General features: G+C 66.5%; 12 protein-coding genes and 2 pseudogenes. 1 reads left to right on the forward strand and 13 read right to left on the reverse strand.

The features are described from left to right. Positions 1-120: 120 nt before the first annotated feature. The 3 genes and pseudogenes from OP498_RS13310 to OP498_RS13320 form a co-directional block, all read right to left on the reverse strand. On the reverse strand, positions 121-594 hold the full coding sequence (locus tag OP498_RS13310; RefSeq protein WP_280547968.1) for an RES family NAD+ phosphorylase: 474 nt from the start codon (positions 592-594) through the stop codon (positions 121-123). Beyond that, a complete protein-coding gene (locus OP498_RS13315) occupies positions 595-1,044 on the reverse strand; it encodes an antitoxin Xre/MbcA/ParS toxin-binding domain-containing protein (protein WP_280547967.1) in 450 nt (149 codons plus the stop codon). 196 nt (positions 1,045-1,240) lie between these two features. Next, positions 1,241-1,369: pseudogene (locus OP498_RS13320) on the reverse strand (IS5/IS1182 family transposase); the annotation flags it as partial. Positions 1,370-1,470: 101 nt separating this feature from the next. On the opposite strand from OP498_RS13320, the pseudogene OP498_RS13325 reads away from it, so the two are divergent. Further along, positions 1,471-1,611 (forward strand): annotated as a pseudogene (locus OP498_RS13325) (YjbQ family protein); the annotation flags it as partial. 118 nt (positions 1,612-1,729) lie between these two features. Here OP498_RS13325 and OP498_RS13330 read toward each other — a convergent pair. From OP498_RS13330 to OP498_RS13375, 10 genes are all read right to left on the reverse strand, one after another. Continuing rightward, positions 1,730-2,779, reverse strand: a complete 1,050-nt coding sequence (locus OP498_RS13330; RefSeq protein WP_280553844.1) for a LacI family DNA-binding transcriptional regulator — start codon at positions 2,777-2,779, stop codon at positions 1,730-1,732. A gap of 135 nt (positions 2,780-2,914) precedes the next feature. Further along, on the reverse strand, positions 2,915-4,564 hold the full coding sequence (locus tag OP498_RS13335) for an alpha-amylase family glycosyl hydrolase (RefSeq protein WP_280553846.1): 1,650 nt from the start codon (positions 4,562-4,564) through the stop codon (positions 2,915-2,917). A 72-nt stretch (positions 4,565-4,636) separates the two neighbouring features. Next, positions 4,637-5,923 carry an ABC transporter substrate-binding protein gene (locus tag OP498_RS13340; protein WP_280553847.1) on the reverse strand — a complete coding sequence of 429 codons (1,287 nt, stop codon included), beginning with the start codon at positions 5,921-5,923 and terminating at the stop codon, positions 4,637-4,639. An 89-nt stretch (positions 5,924-6,012) separates the two neighbouring features. Further along, positions 6,013-7,683: an alpha-amylase family glycosyl hydrolase gene (locus OP498_RS13345; RefSeq protein ID WP_133636536.1), complete on the reverse strand. Its 1,671-nt coding sequence runs from the start codon at positions 7,681-7,683 to the stop codon at positions 6,013-6,015. A gap of 71 nt (positions 7,684-7,754) precedes the next feature. Next, positions 7,755-8,861, reverse strand: a complete 1,107-nt coding sequence (gene ugpC / locus OP498_RS13350; RefSeq protein WP_280553849.1) for a sn-glycerol-3-phosphate ABC transporter ATP-binding protein UgpC — start codon at positions 8,859-8,861, stop codon at positions 7,755-7,757. A 46-nt stretch (positions 8,862-8,907) separates the two neighbouring features. Continuing rightward, positions 8,908-10,524 carry an alpha glucosidase gene (locus OP498_RS13355; RefSeq protein ID WP_280553850.1) on the reverse strand — a complete coding sequence of 539 codons (1,617 nt, stop codon included), beginning with the start codon at positions 10,522-10,524 and terminating at the stop codon, positions 8,908-8,910. A 20-nt stretch (positions 10,525-10,544) separates the two neighbouring features. After that, positions 10,545-11,387, reverse strand: a complete 843-nt coding sequence (locus OP498_RS13360; protein WP_280547963.1) for a carbohydrate ABC transporter permease — start codon at positions 11,385-11,387, stop codon at positions 10,545-10,547. Continuing rightward, the gene (locus tag OP498_RS13365) at positions 11,384-12,370 is read right to left on the reverse strand and encodes a sugar ABC transporter permease (protein ID WP_280547962.1); all 987 of its coding nucleotides are present in this window, start codon (positions 12,368-12,370) and stop codon (positions 11,384-11,386) included. Before OP498_RS13365 ends, OP498_RS13360 begins: the two co-directional genes overlap by 4 nt. Before the next feature lie 14 nt (positions 12,371-12,384). Beyond that, positions 12,385-13,653 carry an ABC transporter substrate-binding protein gene (locus OP498_RS13370; RefSeq protein ID WP_280547961.1) on the reverse strand — a complete coding sequence of 423 codons (1,269 nt, stop codon included), beginning with the start codon at positions 13,651-13,653 and terminating at the stop codon, positions 12,385-12,387. A gap of 200 nt (positions 13,654-13,853) precedes the next feature. After that, on the reverse strand, positions 13,854-14,714 hold the full coding sequence (locus OP498_RS13375) for an aldo/keto reductase (RefSeq protein ID WP_280553851.1): 861 nt from the start codon (positions 14,712-14,714) through the stop codon (positions 13,854-13,856). Positions 14,715-14,852 lie beyond the last annotated feature (138 nt).

A 14,852-nucleotide genomic window follows, 5' to 3' on the forward strand; every position in this document is an offset into this window, starting at 1 on the left:
ATCGATCTGATGAGGCGAATAGCCCGCTATTTAACGAATCAGATCGAATGAAGTTGGCCGAAAGACCGGTTCTCGCAGTAGATCAGCGTTAAGTCCGACAGGCTCCTAGACAGTCAGTTGTTACTTCATTCCTTCGAACAATCGAGGGTTGTAGATCTGAGTGACGGTTTCGACCAGCCGGATATTTCGAGCTTCAGGATGCAGCGGATTCACCACGGCCATTTCATCAAGGCCGCCAGCGGCGCAGCTGGGCACTTGGAAGATGAGATTCTTGTTCGCGGCGAGGAAATCGGAACCCAGGTGTTGTGTGCATGAAGGGTGGGGGAACTGATCCCAGCCCTCGGGCAGGTCCGACAGTTCTCCGGTTTCGATTGCCTTGGTGTCGACCTCGTAGATCCCGAGTACCATGTCTTTTGGCACCTGCCGGGGATTCAAGATGTAATTCCCCATTTCCAGCATGACGACCGATGCTGACAGACCGAAGTACAGCACGGGATGCCCGGCGCGATTCCAGCGTCCGCCGTCGCGGTAGCTGCCACCCTGACCGGACAGGTCATGTAGGTAACGTTCTTTCGTGATTCGGTATAGCTTCATTCAGCTGAACTCGCCGGACTCGATCTTTCCGAGCACATCTCGCACCATGTCTCGCCCGGCGAATGTATCGAACAGATCCACGGGCCGGGATCCGCCAAGCGCTCGCACCTCGCTGTGCAGCCACTCTTTAGCGATCTCCTGGTCGCCGAACACTCTAGCGGCCTCGACGTAGATCTTTAGCGTATCGAGGATTTCCTCAGTCTGAGCGCGCCCCAGGGCCTTCTTTTTGTACAGCCGATGCAGATTGCCCGAGTCGGTCTCCAGCAGCCTCACAAAGACATCCCTGTCACCCTTCAGGATATTCACCGCCTTTTGCAGCATACGGCCCGACAGACCTTCCCTGACGGCCCTGATAAAGGCCACTTGGTTGGTGTACACCTCTCGGGGCAGGCCGATATCAGCCAGCATGCGGGTACCGGCGTTGTCGCTATCCTGCTCGATGATATCCATTGCTACCTCCTCGTCCGATTCGGCATATCGCCAGCGGACTGTATGACAGTGCTCAGCATGCGTCAAATTGACGTCATATGCACATCATTATGACCCCGTCTCTCCATCTCCCCTGATCTACCCGATCTTTCCTAGCCCTCCCCATACCTCCAACAACCCCGCCATGCCATCAACCCGCCTCATTCATGAGGGTGACACCGAGCTTCTGACCATCTTCGATACCACGGCGGGCAATTCGGGCACGAATGTGCCGGATGCGACAGGTCCGGCGGCAACGTCGTGCATCCTAGACCTTGTCTGCATGCAGCGTGCGTGGACGTTGCCGTAGCGTCCACGCCGTCCCGCCAGGGGCAGACGGCATCCAGCTTCACGCGCTGAGTCGGTACCTGGCGGCAGCGACGCTCTTTTGCCTTGGTGTCGAGAGGCGCTAGCCTGCTCGGCACCCAGCTGACCCTGGCGGTGCGCGACGGCCGCCCGGTACTCGGCACCTGGCAGGGGCTCTGGCTGGGGGAGCATCGGGACCACGGCGGCTCTCGACGGCTGATCGCCACCCTCAACGGGGCCTGATCCACCAGGCGCCGTGCCGTCAGGTTTCCTGGACTCGCCTTCTGTTCACTAGTGCGGCGAGGGGAGGGGGCGACCCGGATCAGCAAGTGAAGCAGGCGGCCGGATGAGCCGACTGGCGTCAGGGGCAGGTGTCGCCAATCATCATTTCGGTGGTCATGACCCTGGACTCGGCAGGTTCCATCCCGAGGATCATGCGCGCGGCGATGCGGCCCTTCTCGGTGCTGTCCTGGCGGATGGTGGTCAGTCGGGGAGCACGATACTGCCCCTCGGCGATGCCGTCGAAGCCGGTCAGCCGCAGGTCCTCGGGGATACGCAGGCCGCGCTGCTCGGCGAGCGTCACCACGGTCAGGGCGATGCGGTCGGACATGCACAGCAGCAGGTCGGGCCGCTCGGCCTCCGGCAAGTCGAGGATCTCCTCGATCACCGGGGTGCAGACCTCGAAGGTGTTCTCCTCGATGTTCCACATCGGCACCTCGGCCGGGTCGATGCCGGCCTCGGCGAAGGCCCGCTGGAAGCCGGCGAGGCGCGCCCGGGTGATGGTGCGCTCGGCCGAGAGCAGCGCCTGGTCGTCGTCGATGCGGCCGTTGCACGGCTGCTCGGTCAGTCGCAGGTTGATCACCGCAGGGCGTCGCGTCGGCGTCCTCAGGGCATGGCGGGCGATGGCGTAGCACGCCGGCTCGTTGTCGACGTGCACCGTGGCGTGGTCCTCGATATCGAAGTCCACCGCCACCAGGGGGCGCTCGGGAGGGAGGTCGGAGAACAGCTTGAGGCTCGGCATCAGGCCATAGACGATGAAGCCGTCGGCGATGCTCGAGGCGCCGGGCACGCTGGCTGCGTTCTGGCGCCCCGAGAGCAGCAGCAGGGTGTGGCCGCGGGTGTCGAGCACCTCGGCGATGCCCGAGAGCAGCTCGCTGGAGACCGCATCGTTGAGGCTGTAGGTCAGGCTCTCGGCGAGGATCACGGCGATGATCCGCGAACGGCCCGTGCGCAGGCTGCGGGCCCGGGCGTCGGGGCCGCTGTAGCCCAGGTGCCGGGCCTCGGTGAGGATGTGCGCGCGCAGCTTCGGCGAGAGCTGGTCGGGCCGGTTGAAGGCGTTGGAGACGGTGGCGGTGGAGACGCCGAGCTCGCGGGCCAGGTCCTTGAGGGTCATGCGACGGGGGAGAGGCACTTGGCGGCTGACTCCATGGCGGTCAGGGTGGACTGGAACGATTTAGTTAGCAGCCTAGCATGGCCCGGCAGGGTCAGGGTAGCCACCCGCGGCGAGCCCCGGGCGGCCGGTCGATACCGCCGAGTCACCAGGCTGTCAGACAATGCTCAACCAGGCCGCCTGGCCGGGTTCCATGATCAGCTGTCGGCCTTCCAGCTGCGGCGTCGCCATGCCCGGCAGGGCCAGACTGGACCAACCCTCGGCGCCGGCGATCAAGGCATCGAGGCCGAGCTTCCCCCGTTCACTCGTCGCCTGGCCGAGATGCGCCAGGCACAGCAGGCGCCGTTCGCCGTCATGACGCAGCACGCCGAAGACGCCCTCGGGCAGCGCCTCGGGGGCGATCAATTGCTGTTCACCCTGGCGCAGCACCTCGCTGGCGCCGCGCAGCGCGAGCAGCTGGCGAACCCGGGCCAGCAGGCTGTCGGAGTCGGCCTCCTGGCGTGTCACCGCCAGCGGCAGGTGTCGTTCGAACACCGGCAGCCAGGGCGCGACGTCCTCGGGGCAGAAGCCGCCGTTCGGCGCATCCTCCCAGACCATCGGCGTGCGGCAGCCGTCGCGTCCCTTCACCTCCGGCCACAGGTTGATGCCGAAGGGATCCTGCAGGTCCGCATAGGCCAGCTCGGCCTCGGGCAGGCCAAACTCCTCGCCCTGGTAGAGGCACAGGCTGCCGCGCAGCGAGCAGAGCACCGTCAGTGCCAGTAACGCGCGCTCCTCGCCCCAGCTGGTGGCGCTGCGCTCGACGTCGTGATTAGAGAGCGCCCAGCAGGGCCAGGTGTCGTCGCCCAGCTCGCCGAAGCGCGCCAGCACGCCATGGAGCTCGGCGGCGTCGCCGGTCGAGTCCAGCAGGTCGAAGGTGTAGGCCATGTGCAGGCGCTTGTCGCCCTGGGTGTAGGCGGCCATGGTCGGCAGCTGGTCGTTGCCGGCGATCTCGCCCACGGTGGTGGCCCCCGGGTACTCGTCGAGCAGCGTGCGGATACGCTCGAGGAAGGCCAGGTTCTCGGGCTGCTCGATGTTGTGGCGCTGGAGCTGGTAGCTCTGGGGATTGCCCGGATGGACCCACTCGCGGGGCATCGGCGGGTTGTCGGTGAGGGCCGGGTCGTGGAAGTAGTAGTTGACCACGTCGAAGCGGAAGCCGTCGACGCCGAGCTCCAGCCAGAAGCGCAGGTTGTCGAGCTGCGCCTTGCGCACGTCGGGGTGGTGGAAGTTGAGGTCCGGCTGGCTGGGCAGGAAGTTGTGCAGGTAGTACTGGCGGCGCCGGGCATCGAAGGTCCAGGCGCGACCACTGAAGGCTGCCATCCAGTTGTTGGGCGGCGTGCCGTCGGGCTTGGGGTCGGCCCAGACGTACCAGTCGGCCTTGGGATTGGTGCGGTCCTGGCGGCTTTCCTGGAACCAGGCATGCCGGTCGGAGCTGTGCGACAGCACCTGGTCGATGATCACCCGCAGGCCCAGTGCGTGGGCGCGATCGACCAGCGCGCGAAAGTCGTCGAGGGTGCCGAACATGGGGTCGACGCCGCGGTAGTCGGCGACGTCGTAGCCGAAGTCCTTCATTGGCGAGGTAAAGAACGGCGACAGCCAGATGGCGTCGACGCCGAGGCTTGCCACGTGCTCGAGTTTTCCAGTAATACCGGCGAGATCGCCGATACCGTCACCATTGGCATCCATGAAGCTGCGCGGGTAGATCTGGTAGATCGTCGCTCCCCGCCACCAGTCGTGCTGGGTGTCCTGGCGCAATTGAGAAAGCGTCATCTTGGGGATCCTGTCGGTGGGTGCAAGAGTCGGCCCGGCCGGAGTGTCTCTGGCCGGGCGATACACATGGCCTTACCAGCCGCGACGGCCGAGGCGCTCGAGTTCGCGGCCCAGCTGCTGGACGGCGCTGGCGCCGTCGAGATCGCCGGAGAGCACCTGGTGGGTGCGGTTGAAGAAGGCGTTGGAGACCCGCGCATAGCTGTCGCCGGTCACCGTGGCGGGACGCGGCACGCCGTTGGTCAGGGTCTCGTAGAGCTCGCTCATGGAAGGGTTGCTGGCCAGCACCTCCTCGTCCTGGTAGAGCGCCTCGATGGTGGGGTTCATGCCCATCTGGATGGCATGGGCCTTCTGCTGCTCCCGGGAGGTGATGAAGGCGACCAGGTCGGCGGCCAGCTCGGGATGCTCGGAGTAGCGCGACACGGCGAGGTTCCAGCCGCCCAGGGTGGCCTTGGACTCGCCCTCGGGGCCATGGGGCAGCGGCGCCATGCCGATCTTGCCTGCCACCTCGCTGCCCTCGCCGTTGGCCAGTGCCCACACATAGGGCCAGTTGCGCAGGAACAGCGCGTTGCCGGACTGGAAGATCCCGCGGGTCTCCTCCTCGGTGTGGTTCAGCGCGCCTTCTGGCGAGATGGTGCCGACCCAGGAGGCGGCCAGGTCGAGGGCGGCGGCGGCGCGGGGATTGTCGATGGTGACCTCACCCTGATCGTCGACGATGGTGCCGCCACCGTGGCTCGCCACCCACTCCAGGGCGTTGCAGGTCAGCCCCTCGTAGGCGCGGCCCTGGAAGCTGAAGCCCCAGAAGTCGTCGTTGCCGGCCTCGCGCTCGGCGGCCTGGATCTCGGTGGCGGTCTCGGTCAGCTGCTGCCAGGTCTCCGGCACCTCATGGCCGTACTTCTCCAGCAGGTCCTTGCGGTAGTAGAGCAGGCCGGCGTCGGTGAACCAGGGCATGGCCACCAGGCGGCCCTCGACGGTGTTGTTGTCGACCAGCGCCGGGAAGAAGCCGTCGGTGGCATCCTCCGGCAGGTGCTCGGCGAGGTCCACCAGGTGGTCGTCGAGCATGCCCGGCCAGACGATATCGATCAGCATCACGTCGATGTCGCTGGACTGGCTACCCAACAGCTGCTGGTAGAGCGACAGTTTCTCGGTGGCGCTGTTGGGGGTGGAGACGACCTGCACGGTATTGCCGGTCTTTTCGGCCCACGCCTGGGCGGCGATCGGACAATAGTCGGAGGCGTCGCCGGGGCCGCAGGCGATGGCGATCTCCGCCGCCAGGGTGTTCTGGGCGGCCAGTGCCGAACCGCCCAGGAGTAGGGAACCGATCAGGGCGCGGTGGTATAGCTTGGGATTGTTGAGGTTCATGGGAGTGGACTCCTGAGGTTGTCGCTGCTGTTGTGGTTGTTAAGGGGACGGTGGGGTTTCCACCTGTCGTGCAGACCCGAGGCACGGGCTCAGGGGTGCCAGATCGCTTGTCCCGGGTCGCAATCCGGACAGCGGGCGATGGCGATGCCGTAGGCCGGCAGCCGCAGCGTGCCGCCCTGCCAGCTGCCGTTGACCATCGACGGTGCGTCGTCGAGGGCGTGGGCCTCGCGGGGAGCCGCGAACTCGCGAGGCTCGCCGGCGAAGTTCAGCGCCACCAGCAGGCACTCGCCCCGATGGCGACGCTCGAGACAGATGACGTCATCGCGCAGCGGGTGATAGCGGATCTCGCCCTTGACCAGCGCCGGCTGCCGACGGCGGAAGGCCAGGAAGGCGCGAATGGCGTTGAGCAGCGAGTCCGGCTCCCGCGCCTGCCGGTCCACGGCCAGGTCCAGGTGCGCATCCGGCACCGGCAGCCAGGGCGTTCCCGTGGAGAAGCCCCCGTGGGGGGCATCGGCCTGCCAGGGCATGGGCGTGCGACAGCCATCGCGTCCCTTGTAGGAGGGCCAGAAGGTGATGCCGGCGGGGTCGACCAGCTGATCGAAGGTGAGCTCTGCCTCGGTCAGGCCCAACTCCTCCCCCTGGTAGAGGCAGACGCTGCCGCGCTGGGTGAGCAGGAAGGCCAGGTAGAGGCGCAGCCTGGTGGCATCGCCCTCGGCGCCCCAGCGAGTGGCCAGCCGGGTGACATCGTGGTTGCCCAGCGCCCAGCAGGGCCAACCGTCGCCGATGCGCGCCTCCATCTCCTCCAGCGGTGCGAGCAGGTGCCGAGGGTCGGCATTGTCGGTCAGGAGGTTGAAGGAGTAGCACATGTGCAGGCGGTTACCGCCCTGGGTGTACTCGGCCATCACCCCCAGCGAGTCGTCGTCGCCGACCTCGCCGACGCTGGTGGTGCCGGGGTACTCGTCGAGCAGCGCCCGCAGCCGCTCGAGGAAAGCCAGGTTCTCCGGCTGGGTCTTGTCGTAAAGATGGAGCTGGTAGCCGTAGGGGTTGTCGGGGCGCACCCCGATGAAGCCCTCGGCGATCTCCAAGCGGGGCGGGTTGTCCCTGAGCTCACCGTGGGTGCAGAAGTTCACCGCATCCAGGCGGAAGCCGTCGACGCCGCGCTCCAGCCAGAAGCGCACCTCGCCGAGGATCGCCTCCACCACCGCGGGGTTGCGGAAGTTGAGGTCCGGCTGCTCGACCAGGAAGTTGTGCAGGTAGTACTGGCAGCGGCGGGTGTCCCACTGCCAGGCACTGCCGCCGAAGATCGCCTGCCAGTTGGTGGGCGGGGCGCCGTCGGGCCGGGGATCGGCCCACACGTACCAGTCGGCCTTGGGGTTGTCGCGGCTCGACCGGCTCTCCTGGAACCAGGGGTGCTGGTCGGAGGTGTGGGAGAGCACCTGGTCGATGGTGACCCTGAGGCCCCGGGCATGGGCGGCCTCCACCAGGCGGTCGAAGTCCGCCAGGGTGCCGAACATCGGGTCGACGTCCCGATAGTCGCTGACGTCGTAGCCGAAGTCCTTCATCGGCGAGGTGAAGAACGGCGACAGCCAAATGGCGTCGACATTCAGCGAGGCGATGTAGTCGAGCCGGTCGATCACGCCCTTCAGGTCGCCGATGCCGTCGCCGTCGGTGTCCAGGAAGCTGCGCGGGTAGACCTGGTAGATCACCGCGCCACGCCACCAGTCTTGCTGCTCGTCGTGCGAGGGTTGAGTAAACGCCATCGGGGTCTCCTGGCGACGGAAGCCGGGGCTCCCGTCGGTCATACAGCTGGCTGTGGATCGGGTAGGTGTGCTCAGGCCGCCTGGCGCCGCGTGGCGATGTCCAGGGCCCGGTCGCGAGCATCGAAGAGGTGCACGTGCTCCAGGTCGGGCACCAGCGCCACCCGCTGGCCGAGCTCCCAGCGGCTCGGCGCCTCGCTGCGGTGGATCAGCAGGGTGTCGCCGGCCTTGGGTTCGAGATAGACATAGACCTCGTTGCCCAGGTACTCGACGTTGACGATCTCGAAGGCGTTCTCGCCCTGGGCCTCGGCCAGGCGCAGGTGCTCGGGACGCACGCCCAGGGTCAGGTCGGCACCGGTGCTTTCGCCGCTGGCGTCCTGGGGCAGGGCCAGATCGTCCAGGCCCGGGGCCTGCACTCGGCATCCGTCCACCGCACCGGAGAGGAGTTTCGCCGGCATGAAGTTCATGGTCGGCGAGCCGATGAAGCCGGCGACGAATCGGGTGGCTGGCTGCTGATAGAGGGTCTGGGGGCTGCCGACCTGCTCGATGCGGCCGTCGCGCAGCACCACGATCTTGTCGGCCAGGGTCATCGCTTCCACCTGGTCGTGGGTGACGTAGATCATGGTGGAGCCCAGGCGGTGGTGCAGGCGGGCGATCTCGTTGCGCATCTGCACGCGCAGCGAGGCGTCGAGGTTGGAGAGCGGCTCGTCGAACAGCAGGATGCGCGGCTCCCGGGCCATGGCGCGGCCCATGGCCACCCGCTGGCGCTGGCCGCCAGAGAGCTCCTTGGGCTTGCGATGCAGGAGCTCCTCGAGCTGCAGGATACGAGCCGTGGCCATCACGCGCTCATCGACGGTCTCGTTGGCCATCTTGGCCAGCTTGAGGCCGAAGGCCATGTTCTCGTAGACCGTCATGTGCGGGTAGAGGGCGTAGGACTGGAACACCATGCCCACGCCGCGCTCGCGGGGCGGCAGGTCGTTGACCACGTCGTCGGCGATCCTGAGCTCGCCGTCGCTGATCGACTCCAGCCCGGCGATCAGGCGCAGTAGGGTCGATTTGCCGCAGCCCGAGGGGCCGACGAAGACCACGAACTCACCGTTGCCGACCTTGAGGTCGACATCCTTGATGATATGGGTGCTGCCGAACGTCTTGTTGAGCTTTTCCAGGGTCACGCTTGCCATCTTGCGACTCCTAGCCGGCCTCGGGGCCGGCCCTTGTTGTGTGTTGTCAGTGGTCGAGGGCCAGGAAGGCCGCCTGATAGGGCGGCAGGGTCAGGGTGTCGCCATCGAGTGCCGAGACGAAGCCGTGCCCCTGAAGCGGGATGCCGGGCTGGGGCAGCATCGTGCTCAGGGTCCTGCCGCCGAGGTTGAAGAGGCACAGCAGGCGCTCCTGGGCGCTTTCGCGCACGAAGCCGAGCAACTCCTCGCCGACGTCGACCAGGGTGAGGTCGCCGTCGACCAGCACCGGATGCGCGGCGCGGAAGGCCAGCAGCGTGCGGGTGGCGGCGAGGGGCGAGCCGGGGTCGGCCTGCTGGTTTTCGACGGCCAGCGGCAGGTGGCGCTCCTCCACCGGCAGCCAGGGCTCCACGGGCGAGAAGCCGCCCTGCGGGGCCTGGCGCCAGGGCATCGGCGTTCGGCAGCCATCGCGGCCCTTGAACTCCGGCCACAGCACCTTGCCGTAGGGGTCCTGGATGCGCTCGAAGGGCACCTCGGCCTCGGGCAGGCCGAGCTCCTCGCACTGGTAGAGGCAGACGCTGCCGCGCAGCGAGAAGAGCATGGCCAGCATCACCTTGGGGTAGGCCACGGGGTCTTCGTCGGCGCCCCAGCGGGAGGCGCTACGCTCCACGTCGTGGTTGGAGGTCGCCCAGCAGGGCCAGGCGTCGCCGGCCAGGTGCTGGAAGCGTTCGATCACCTCGCGGATATAGGCCGGCGAGTGGGGCGCATTGAGCAGGTCGAAGGTGTAGGCCATGTGCAGCTTGTCGCCGCCGGCGGTGTACTCCGCCATGCGCTCGAGCGGGTTGTCGTCGCCGATCTCGCCCACCGTGGTGGTGCCGGGGAACTCGTCCATCAGGGCGCGCAGCTCGCGCAGGAAGTCCAGGTTCTCCGGGCGGCTGATGTCGTGGACATGGCGCTGCCAGGTATAGGGATTGGCATCCGGCGCGCCCAGGGTCTTGGGACTGCCCGCCGGCACCGGGGGGTTGTCGGTGAGTGCGGCGTCGTGAAAGTAGAAGTTGACGGTGTCCAGGCGGAAGCCGTCGACGCCGAGCTCCAGCCAGAAGCGCATGTTGTCCAGCTGTGCCTGTCGGACGTCCGGGTTATGGAAGTTGAGATCCGGCTGGCTGGTCAGGAAGTTGTGCAGGTAGTACTGGCGGCGGCGCGAATCGAAGGTCCAGGCCGGCCCGCCGAAGATCGACAGCCAGTTGTTGGGTGGCGTGCCGTCGGGTTTTGGGTCCGCCCAGACATACCAGTCGGCCTTGGCGTTGGTGCGATCGGCGCGGCTCTCCTGGAACCAGGGGTGCTGGTCTGAGGAGTGGCTGATCACCTGGTCGATCATCACCTTCAGGCCCAGCGCGTGGGCCTTCGCCAGCAGGGCCCTGAAGTCCTCCAGGGTGCCGAACATCGGGTCGACGTCGCGGTAGTCGCTGACGTCGTAGCCGAAGTCGAGCATCGGCGAGGTGAAGAAGGGCGACAGCCAGATGCCGTCCACGTTCAGGCCGGCGACATAGTCCAGCTTCTCGGTGATGCCCGCCAGGTCGCCGATGCCGTCAGCGTTGCTGTCCATGAAGCTGCGCGGGTAGATCTGGTAGATGACGCCGCCGCGCCACCAGGTCAGGTTGTCTTGCATCTTGGGTTCCATTAGTCGATTCATCCCTTGACCGCACCGGCGGTGAGCCCCGAGACGATGCGCTTCTGGAAGATCATCACCAGGATCACCAGGGGCACGGTGACGGTCACCGAGGCGGCCATGATCGGTCCCCAGGGCAGCTCGTGCTGGCTGCCGCCGGAGATCAGGGCGATCGCCACCGGCACGGTGCGCTGGTCGTCGGTGAGGGTGAAGGTCAGGGCGAAGAGGAATTCGTTCCAGGCGGCGATGAAGGCCAGCAGGCCGGTGGTCGCCATGGCCGGCCACATCAGCGGCAGGAATACCTTGGTGATGGTCACCCAGGGGGTGGCGCCATCCATGATCGCCGCCTCTTCCAGCTCCATGGGCAGCTGCTTCATGAAGGTGGTCAGCACCCAGACGGTGAAGGGCAGGGTGAAGATGGTGTAGCTCAGTATCAGCCCGGCCGGGTTGTTGTAGAGGCCGAGCCCGCGGATCACCTCGAAGAGCCCCGAGAGCACTGCCACCTGGGGGAACATCGAGACCCCGAGGATCACCAGCATCACCGTGGTCCGGCCGCGGAAGCGGACCCGGCCCAGCGCATAGGAGGCGGTGATGCCGAGCAGCAGGGCGATGAAGACCACGGAGAGCGAGACGATGATCGAGTTGAAGATGGCGCGCACGAAGCTCTTCTGGGTGAAGATCTGCACGTAGTTGCCGAAGTCCACCGTCGACAGCCAGAAGTCGACCCGGAACAGGTCGCCGGAGGGCTTCAGCGAGGTGATCACCGCGTAGTAGAAGGGGAAGATCGCGTAGACCATCACCACGGCGATCAGGGTATAGAACCCGACCCGCTTGGCGAGCTTGATCAGCTGATACTGGTTCATTGGTCGACTCCCAGTTGGCGGCGGCCCAGGTAGAGGTAGATCACCACGGCCAGGGCGATGATCAGGAACAGCATCGTCGAGGCGGCGCTGCCGTAGCCGACGTCCTGGAACTCGACCAGCTGTTGGCGGGCGTAGATCGACATGGTCATGGTGCTGGTGGAGTTGGAGGTCAGCACGTAGATCACGTCGAACACCCGCAGGGCATCGAGCAGGCGGAAGATCACCGCCACCAGCAGGGCCGGGGTGATCAGCGGCAGGGTCACGCGGAAGAACACCTTGACCGGGTGGATGCCGTCGACCTCGGCGGCTTCGTAGCAGTCCTTGGGCAGCATCTGCAAGGCGGCCAGCACCAGCAGCGCGACGAAGGGGATGGTCTTCCAGACGTCGACCATGATCACCGCCCACATGGAGTAGCTGGCGCTGGCGGTCCAGGCGATGGGCGAGTCGATGATGCCGATCGCCATCAGCAGGTGGTTGATGATCCCGAACTGGTCATTGAGCATCCAGGCCCACATCTTGGCCGAGACGATGGTGGGGATGGCCCAGGGGATCAGCACCGCGGCGCGTACCAGCATGCGGCCCTTGAACTCGGCGTCGAGCAGCAGCGCGACGATGATGCCGAACACCACCTCCAGCGACACCGAGACGACGCTGAAGTAGAGGGTGTTCCACACCGATGTCCACCACACCGGGTCGGTCAGCAGGCCGTACCAGGCCCCATCCTCGAAGACCAGGTAGTTCTCGATACCGATGAAGGTGGCCCCGGCGGTATCCGACAGCGAGGCATCGGTGAAGCTGAAGTAGAAGGTGCGCAGCAGGGGCCAGCCGGCGACCAGCGCCAGTGCCACCAGCATGGGCAGGAGAAACAGCCAGGCGGCGCGGACCCGCTGGCGGCGTACCTTGGTGCCGCGATAGCCCGCCTGGGGGGAGCGCGAAGCAGAACGCACCGCCTGCGGGGTAGGCTCGGTTACGGGAGTCGACATGGGGACCTCCTGGGTTACCAGCGGCGGCGCTTGATGCGCGAGAGTTCGCTATCCACCTGGGAGACGGCCTCTGCGCCGCTCTGGTCACCGGAGAGCACCTGGTGCACGGCGTTGAAGAAGCTGTTGCTCACTCGGCCGTAGTTGTCGCCGGTGGGGGCGGAGGGGCGTGCCACGGCGTTGGTGAAGGTGTCGTAGAGGGTGCCGAAGAAGGGCACGGCCGCCAGCACCTCCTCGTCCTCGTAGAGGGAGGCCAGGGTGGGATTGTAGGCGCCCTCGATGGCACGGCGCTTCTGCTCGGCCTCGCCGGTCAGGAAGGCCACCAGGTCGGCGGCGAGCTCGGGGTTCTCGGTGTAGCGGGACACGGCGAGGTTCCAGCCGCCCAGGGTGGCGGCGCTCTCCTTGCCCTCGGCGCTGGGCAGCTTGACCACGCCGACCTTGTCGCGCACGTTGCTGTCCTCGCTCTGGGCCAGCGACCAGGCATAGGGCCAGTTGCGCATGAACACCGCATTGCCGCTCTGGAAGATGCCGCGGGCCTCCTCCTCGGTGTAGTTCAAGGCGCCTTTCGGCGAGATGTTGCCGATCCAGCTGGCGGCTAGGTCAAGCGCCTCGGCGGCACGTTCGTTGTCGATGGTGATCTCGCCCTCGGCATCGACGATGGTGCCGCCACCGTAGCTGGCGATCCACTCCAGGGCGTTGCAGGTCAGGCCCTCGTAGGCGCGGCCCTGGAAGACGTAGCCCCACATCCGGTCATTGCCGGCCTCGCGCTCGGCGGCCTGAATTTCGGTGGCGATCTCGGTCAGCTCTTCCCAGGTCTCGGGGGCCTCGACGCCATGCTTCTCGAGCAGGTCTTTGCGGTAGTAGAGCACCCCGGCATCGGTGAACCAGGGCATCGCCACCAGGCGGCCGTCGATGGTGTTGTTGGCGACGATGGTCTCGAAGTGGCCCTCGGCGGCGTCCTCGCCGAGGGTCTCGCCGAGGTCGAGCAGGTGGTTGGCCAGCAGACCCGGCCACACCACGTCGATCTGCATCACGTCGATGTCGCTGGACTGCGCGGAAAGAATCTGCTGATAGAGCGACAGGCGCTCGGTGGAGGAGTTGGGCGTGGAGACGATATCGACCTCATGGCCGGTCTTCTCCTCCCACGCCTCGACGCCCTGCTTGCACAGGGTGAGCTCGGCGCCGACGGCGCCACAGGAGATGGTCAGGTCCGCCGCCTGGGCCTGGCTGCTGCCGGCGGCAGCGCCGGCCAGGGCGATGGCGGAGATCAGGGTCTTCTTGAACATGCTGGTTTCCTCGTCGCTTGTTGTTGTCGCTGTCAAGTTGTTGTCGCTGTCATAGTGTGAGGGCCGATTGCGACATGTCACTCGTAGGTGCTGCCGCCGTTCGCTCTCTCACGACTTAAACGATTAAGATCGCGGCTGACACAGTTAGCCGGCGCTTAAGGCGGAGTTCAACCGCGACTTTGGTCGCACGTGTCGGGCGGTCAGGCGACCTCGTGGCCGCGGGCCGCCTCCAGCAGGGTGTACCAGTCACGGCGCGACAGGGAGAGCTGGGCCTCGTCGCGCAGGGTCGTGATCCGTGCCGGGTCGAGGGTGCCGATCACCGGCACTGGCGAACCCGGCAGGCGGCGCAGCCAGGCCAGGGCAACGCCGGCGGGACTGACACCATGGCGGTCGGCGAGACGTCCCAGGGCCTGGCCGGCGGCACCCTGGAACAGGCTGCCGCCATCCAGGGGCGACCAGGCCAAGGGCGAGAGGCCGTCCCGGCGCAGGGCATCGAAGTTGCCGTCGAACAGTGGCGCCGACCGGGTGAGGGAGAGCTGCAGCTGGTGGTGGGTCAGCGGATGGGACAGTGCCGCCTGCAGGCGGCGCCACTGTTCGGGCAGGAAGTTGGAGACGCCAAGAGCGGCGACCTTGCCGGCCCGGACGGCATCGTCCAGCACCCGGGCGGTGGCCTCGGCCTCCATCAGCGGGTCGGGACGATGGATCAGGAAGAGGTCCAGCCGCTCGACCCCGAGTCGCCTCAGGGCCCGGTCGATGGCGCCGGCAAGCCACACCGGCGAGCTGTCGTAGTGCTTGGTATCGCCGGGTGCCATCAGGATGCCGGCCTTGGTGACCACCCTCACCCGGGCGGCGAGGCCCGGCCGGCGGCGCAGGGCCTCACCGAACAGCCGCTCGTTGTGGCCGTCGCCGCCATAGATGTCGGCATGGTCGAACCAGTCGAGCCCCTGGTCGAGGCGCGCCTCGAGCCAGTCGGCCAGCCGCTCGGGCGCCTGCAGTTCGGGGCGCTCATGCAGGCGCATCATGCCCAGCATCAGGGAGAGGGGAGAGTGTCCGGGTGTCATCGCGTGTCCTCGTCTTGGTGTCGATGGGGCAGGGTATGTCATGGCAAGGATTGATTTGTAGTTTTATTACCTTAAAGGCACCGAGTTCCTGCCCGATTCTTAGACATTGGTCGTAATATTACAAAATACTTTTTGTGG

The organism is Halomonas sp. 25-S5 (assembly GCF_029889845.1).
In the GTDB taxonomy this organism is placed as follows: Bacteria; Pseudomonadota; Gammaproteobacteria; order Pseudomonadales; family Halomonadaceae; genus Halomonas.

Coding starts and splice junctions, on each gene's coding strand:
- OP498_RS13310 (WP_280547968.1), bottom strand. CDS start 594: ATGAAGCTATACCGAATCACGAAAGAACGTTACCTACATGACCTGTCC.
- OP498_RS13315 (WP_280547967.1), bottom strand. CDS start 1,044: ATGGATATCATCGAGCAGGATAGCGACAACGCCGGTACCCGCATGCTG.
- OP498_RS13335 (WP_280553846.1), bottom strand. CDS start 4,564: ATGACGCTTTCTCAATTGCGCCAGGACACCCAGCACGACTGGTGGCGG.
- OP498_RS13340 (WP_280553847.1), bottom strand. CDS start 5,923: ATGAACCTCAACAATCCCAAGCTATACCACCGCGCCCTGATCGGTTCC.
- OP498_RS13345 (WP_133636536.1), bottom strand. CDS start 7,683: ATGGCGTTTACTCAACCCTCGCACGACGAGCAGCAAGACTGGTGGCGT.
- ugpC (WP_280553849.1), bottom strand. CDS start 8,861: ATGGCAAGCGTGACCCTGGAAAAGCTCAACAAGACGTTCGGCAGCACC.
- OP498_RS13355 (WP_280553850.1), bottom strand. CDS start 10,524: ATGCAAGACAACCTGACCTGGTGGCGCGGCGGCGTCATCTACCAGATC.
- OP498_RS13360 (WP_280547963.1), bottom strand. CDS start 11,387: ATGAACCAGTATCAGCTGATCAAGCTCGCCAAGCGGGTCGGGTTCTAT.
- OP498_RS13365 (WP_280547962.1), bottom strand. CDS start 12,370: ATGTCGACTCCCGTAACCGAGCCTACCCCGCAGGCGGTGCGTTCTGCT.
- OP498_RS13370 (WP_280547961.1), bottom strand. CDS start 13,653: ATGTTCAAGAAGACCCTGATCTCCGCCATCGCCCTGGCCGGCGCTGCC.
- OP498_RS13375 (WP_280553851.1), bottom strand. CDS start 14,714: ATGACACCCGGACACTCTCCCCTCTCCCTGATGCTGGGCATGATGCGC.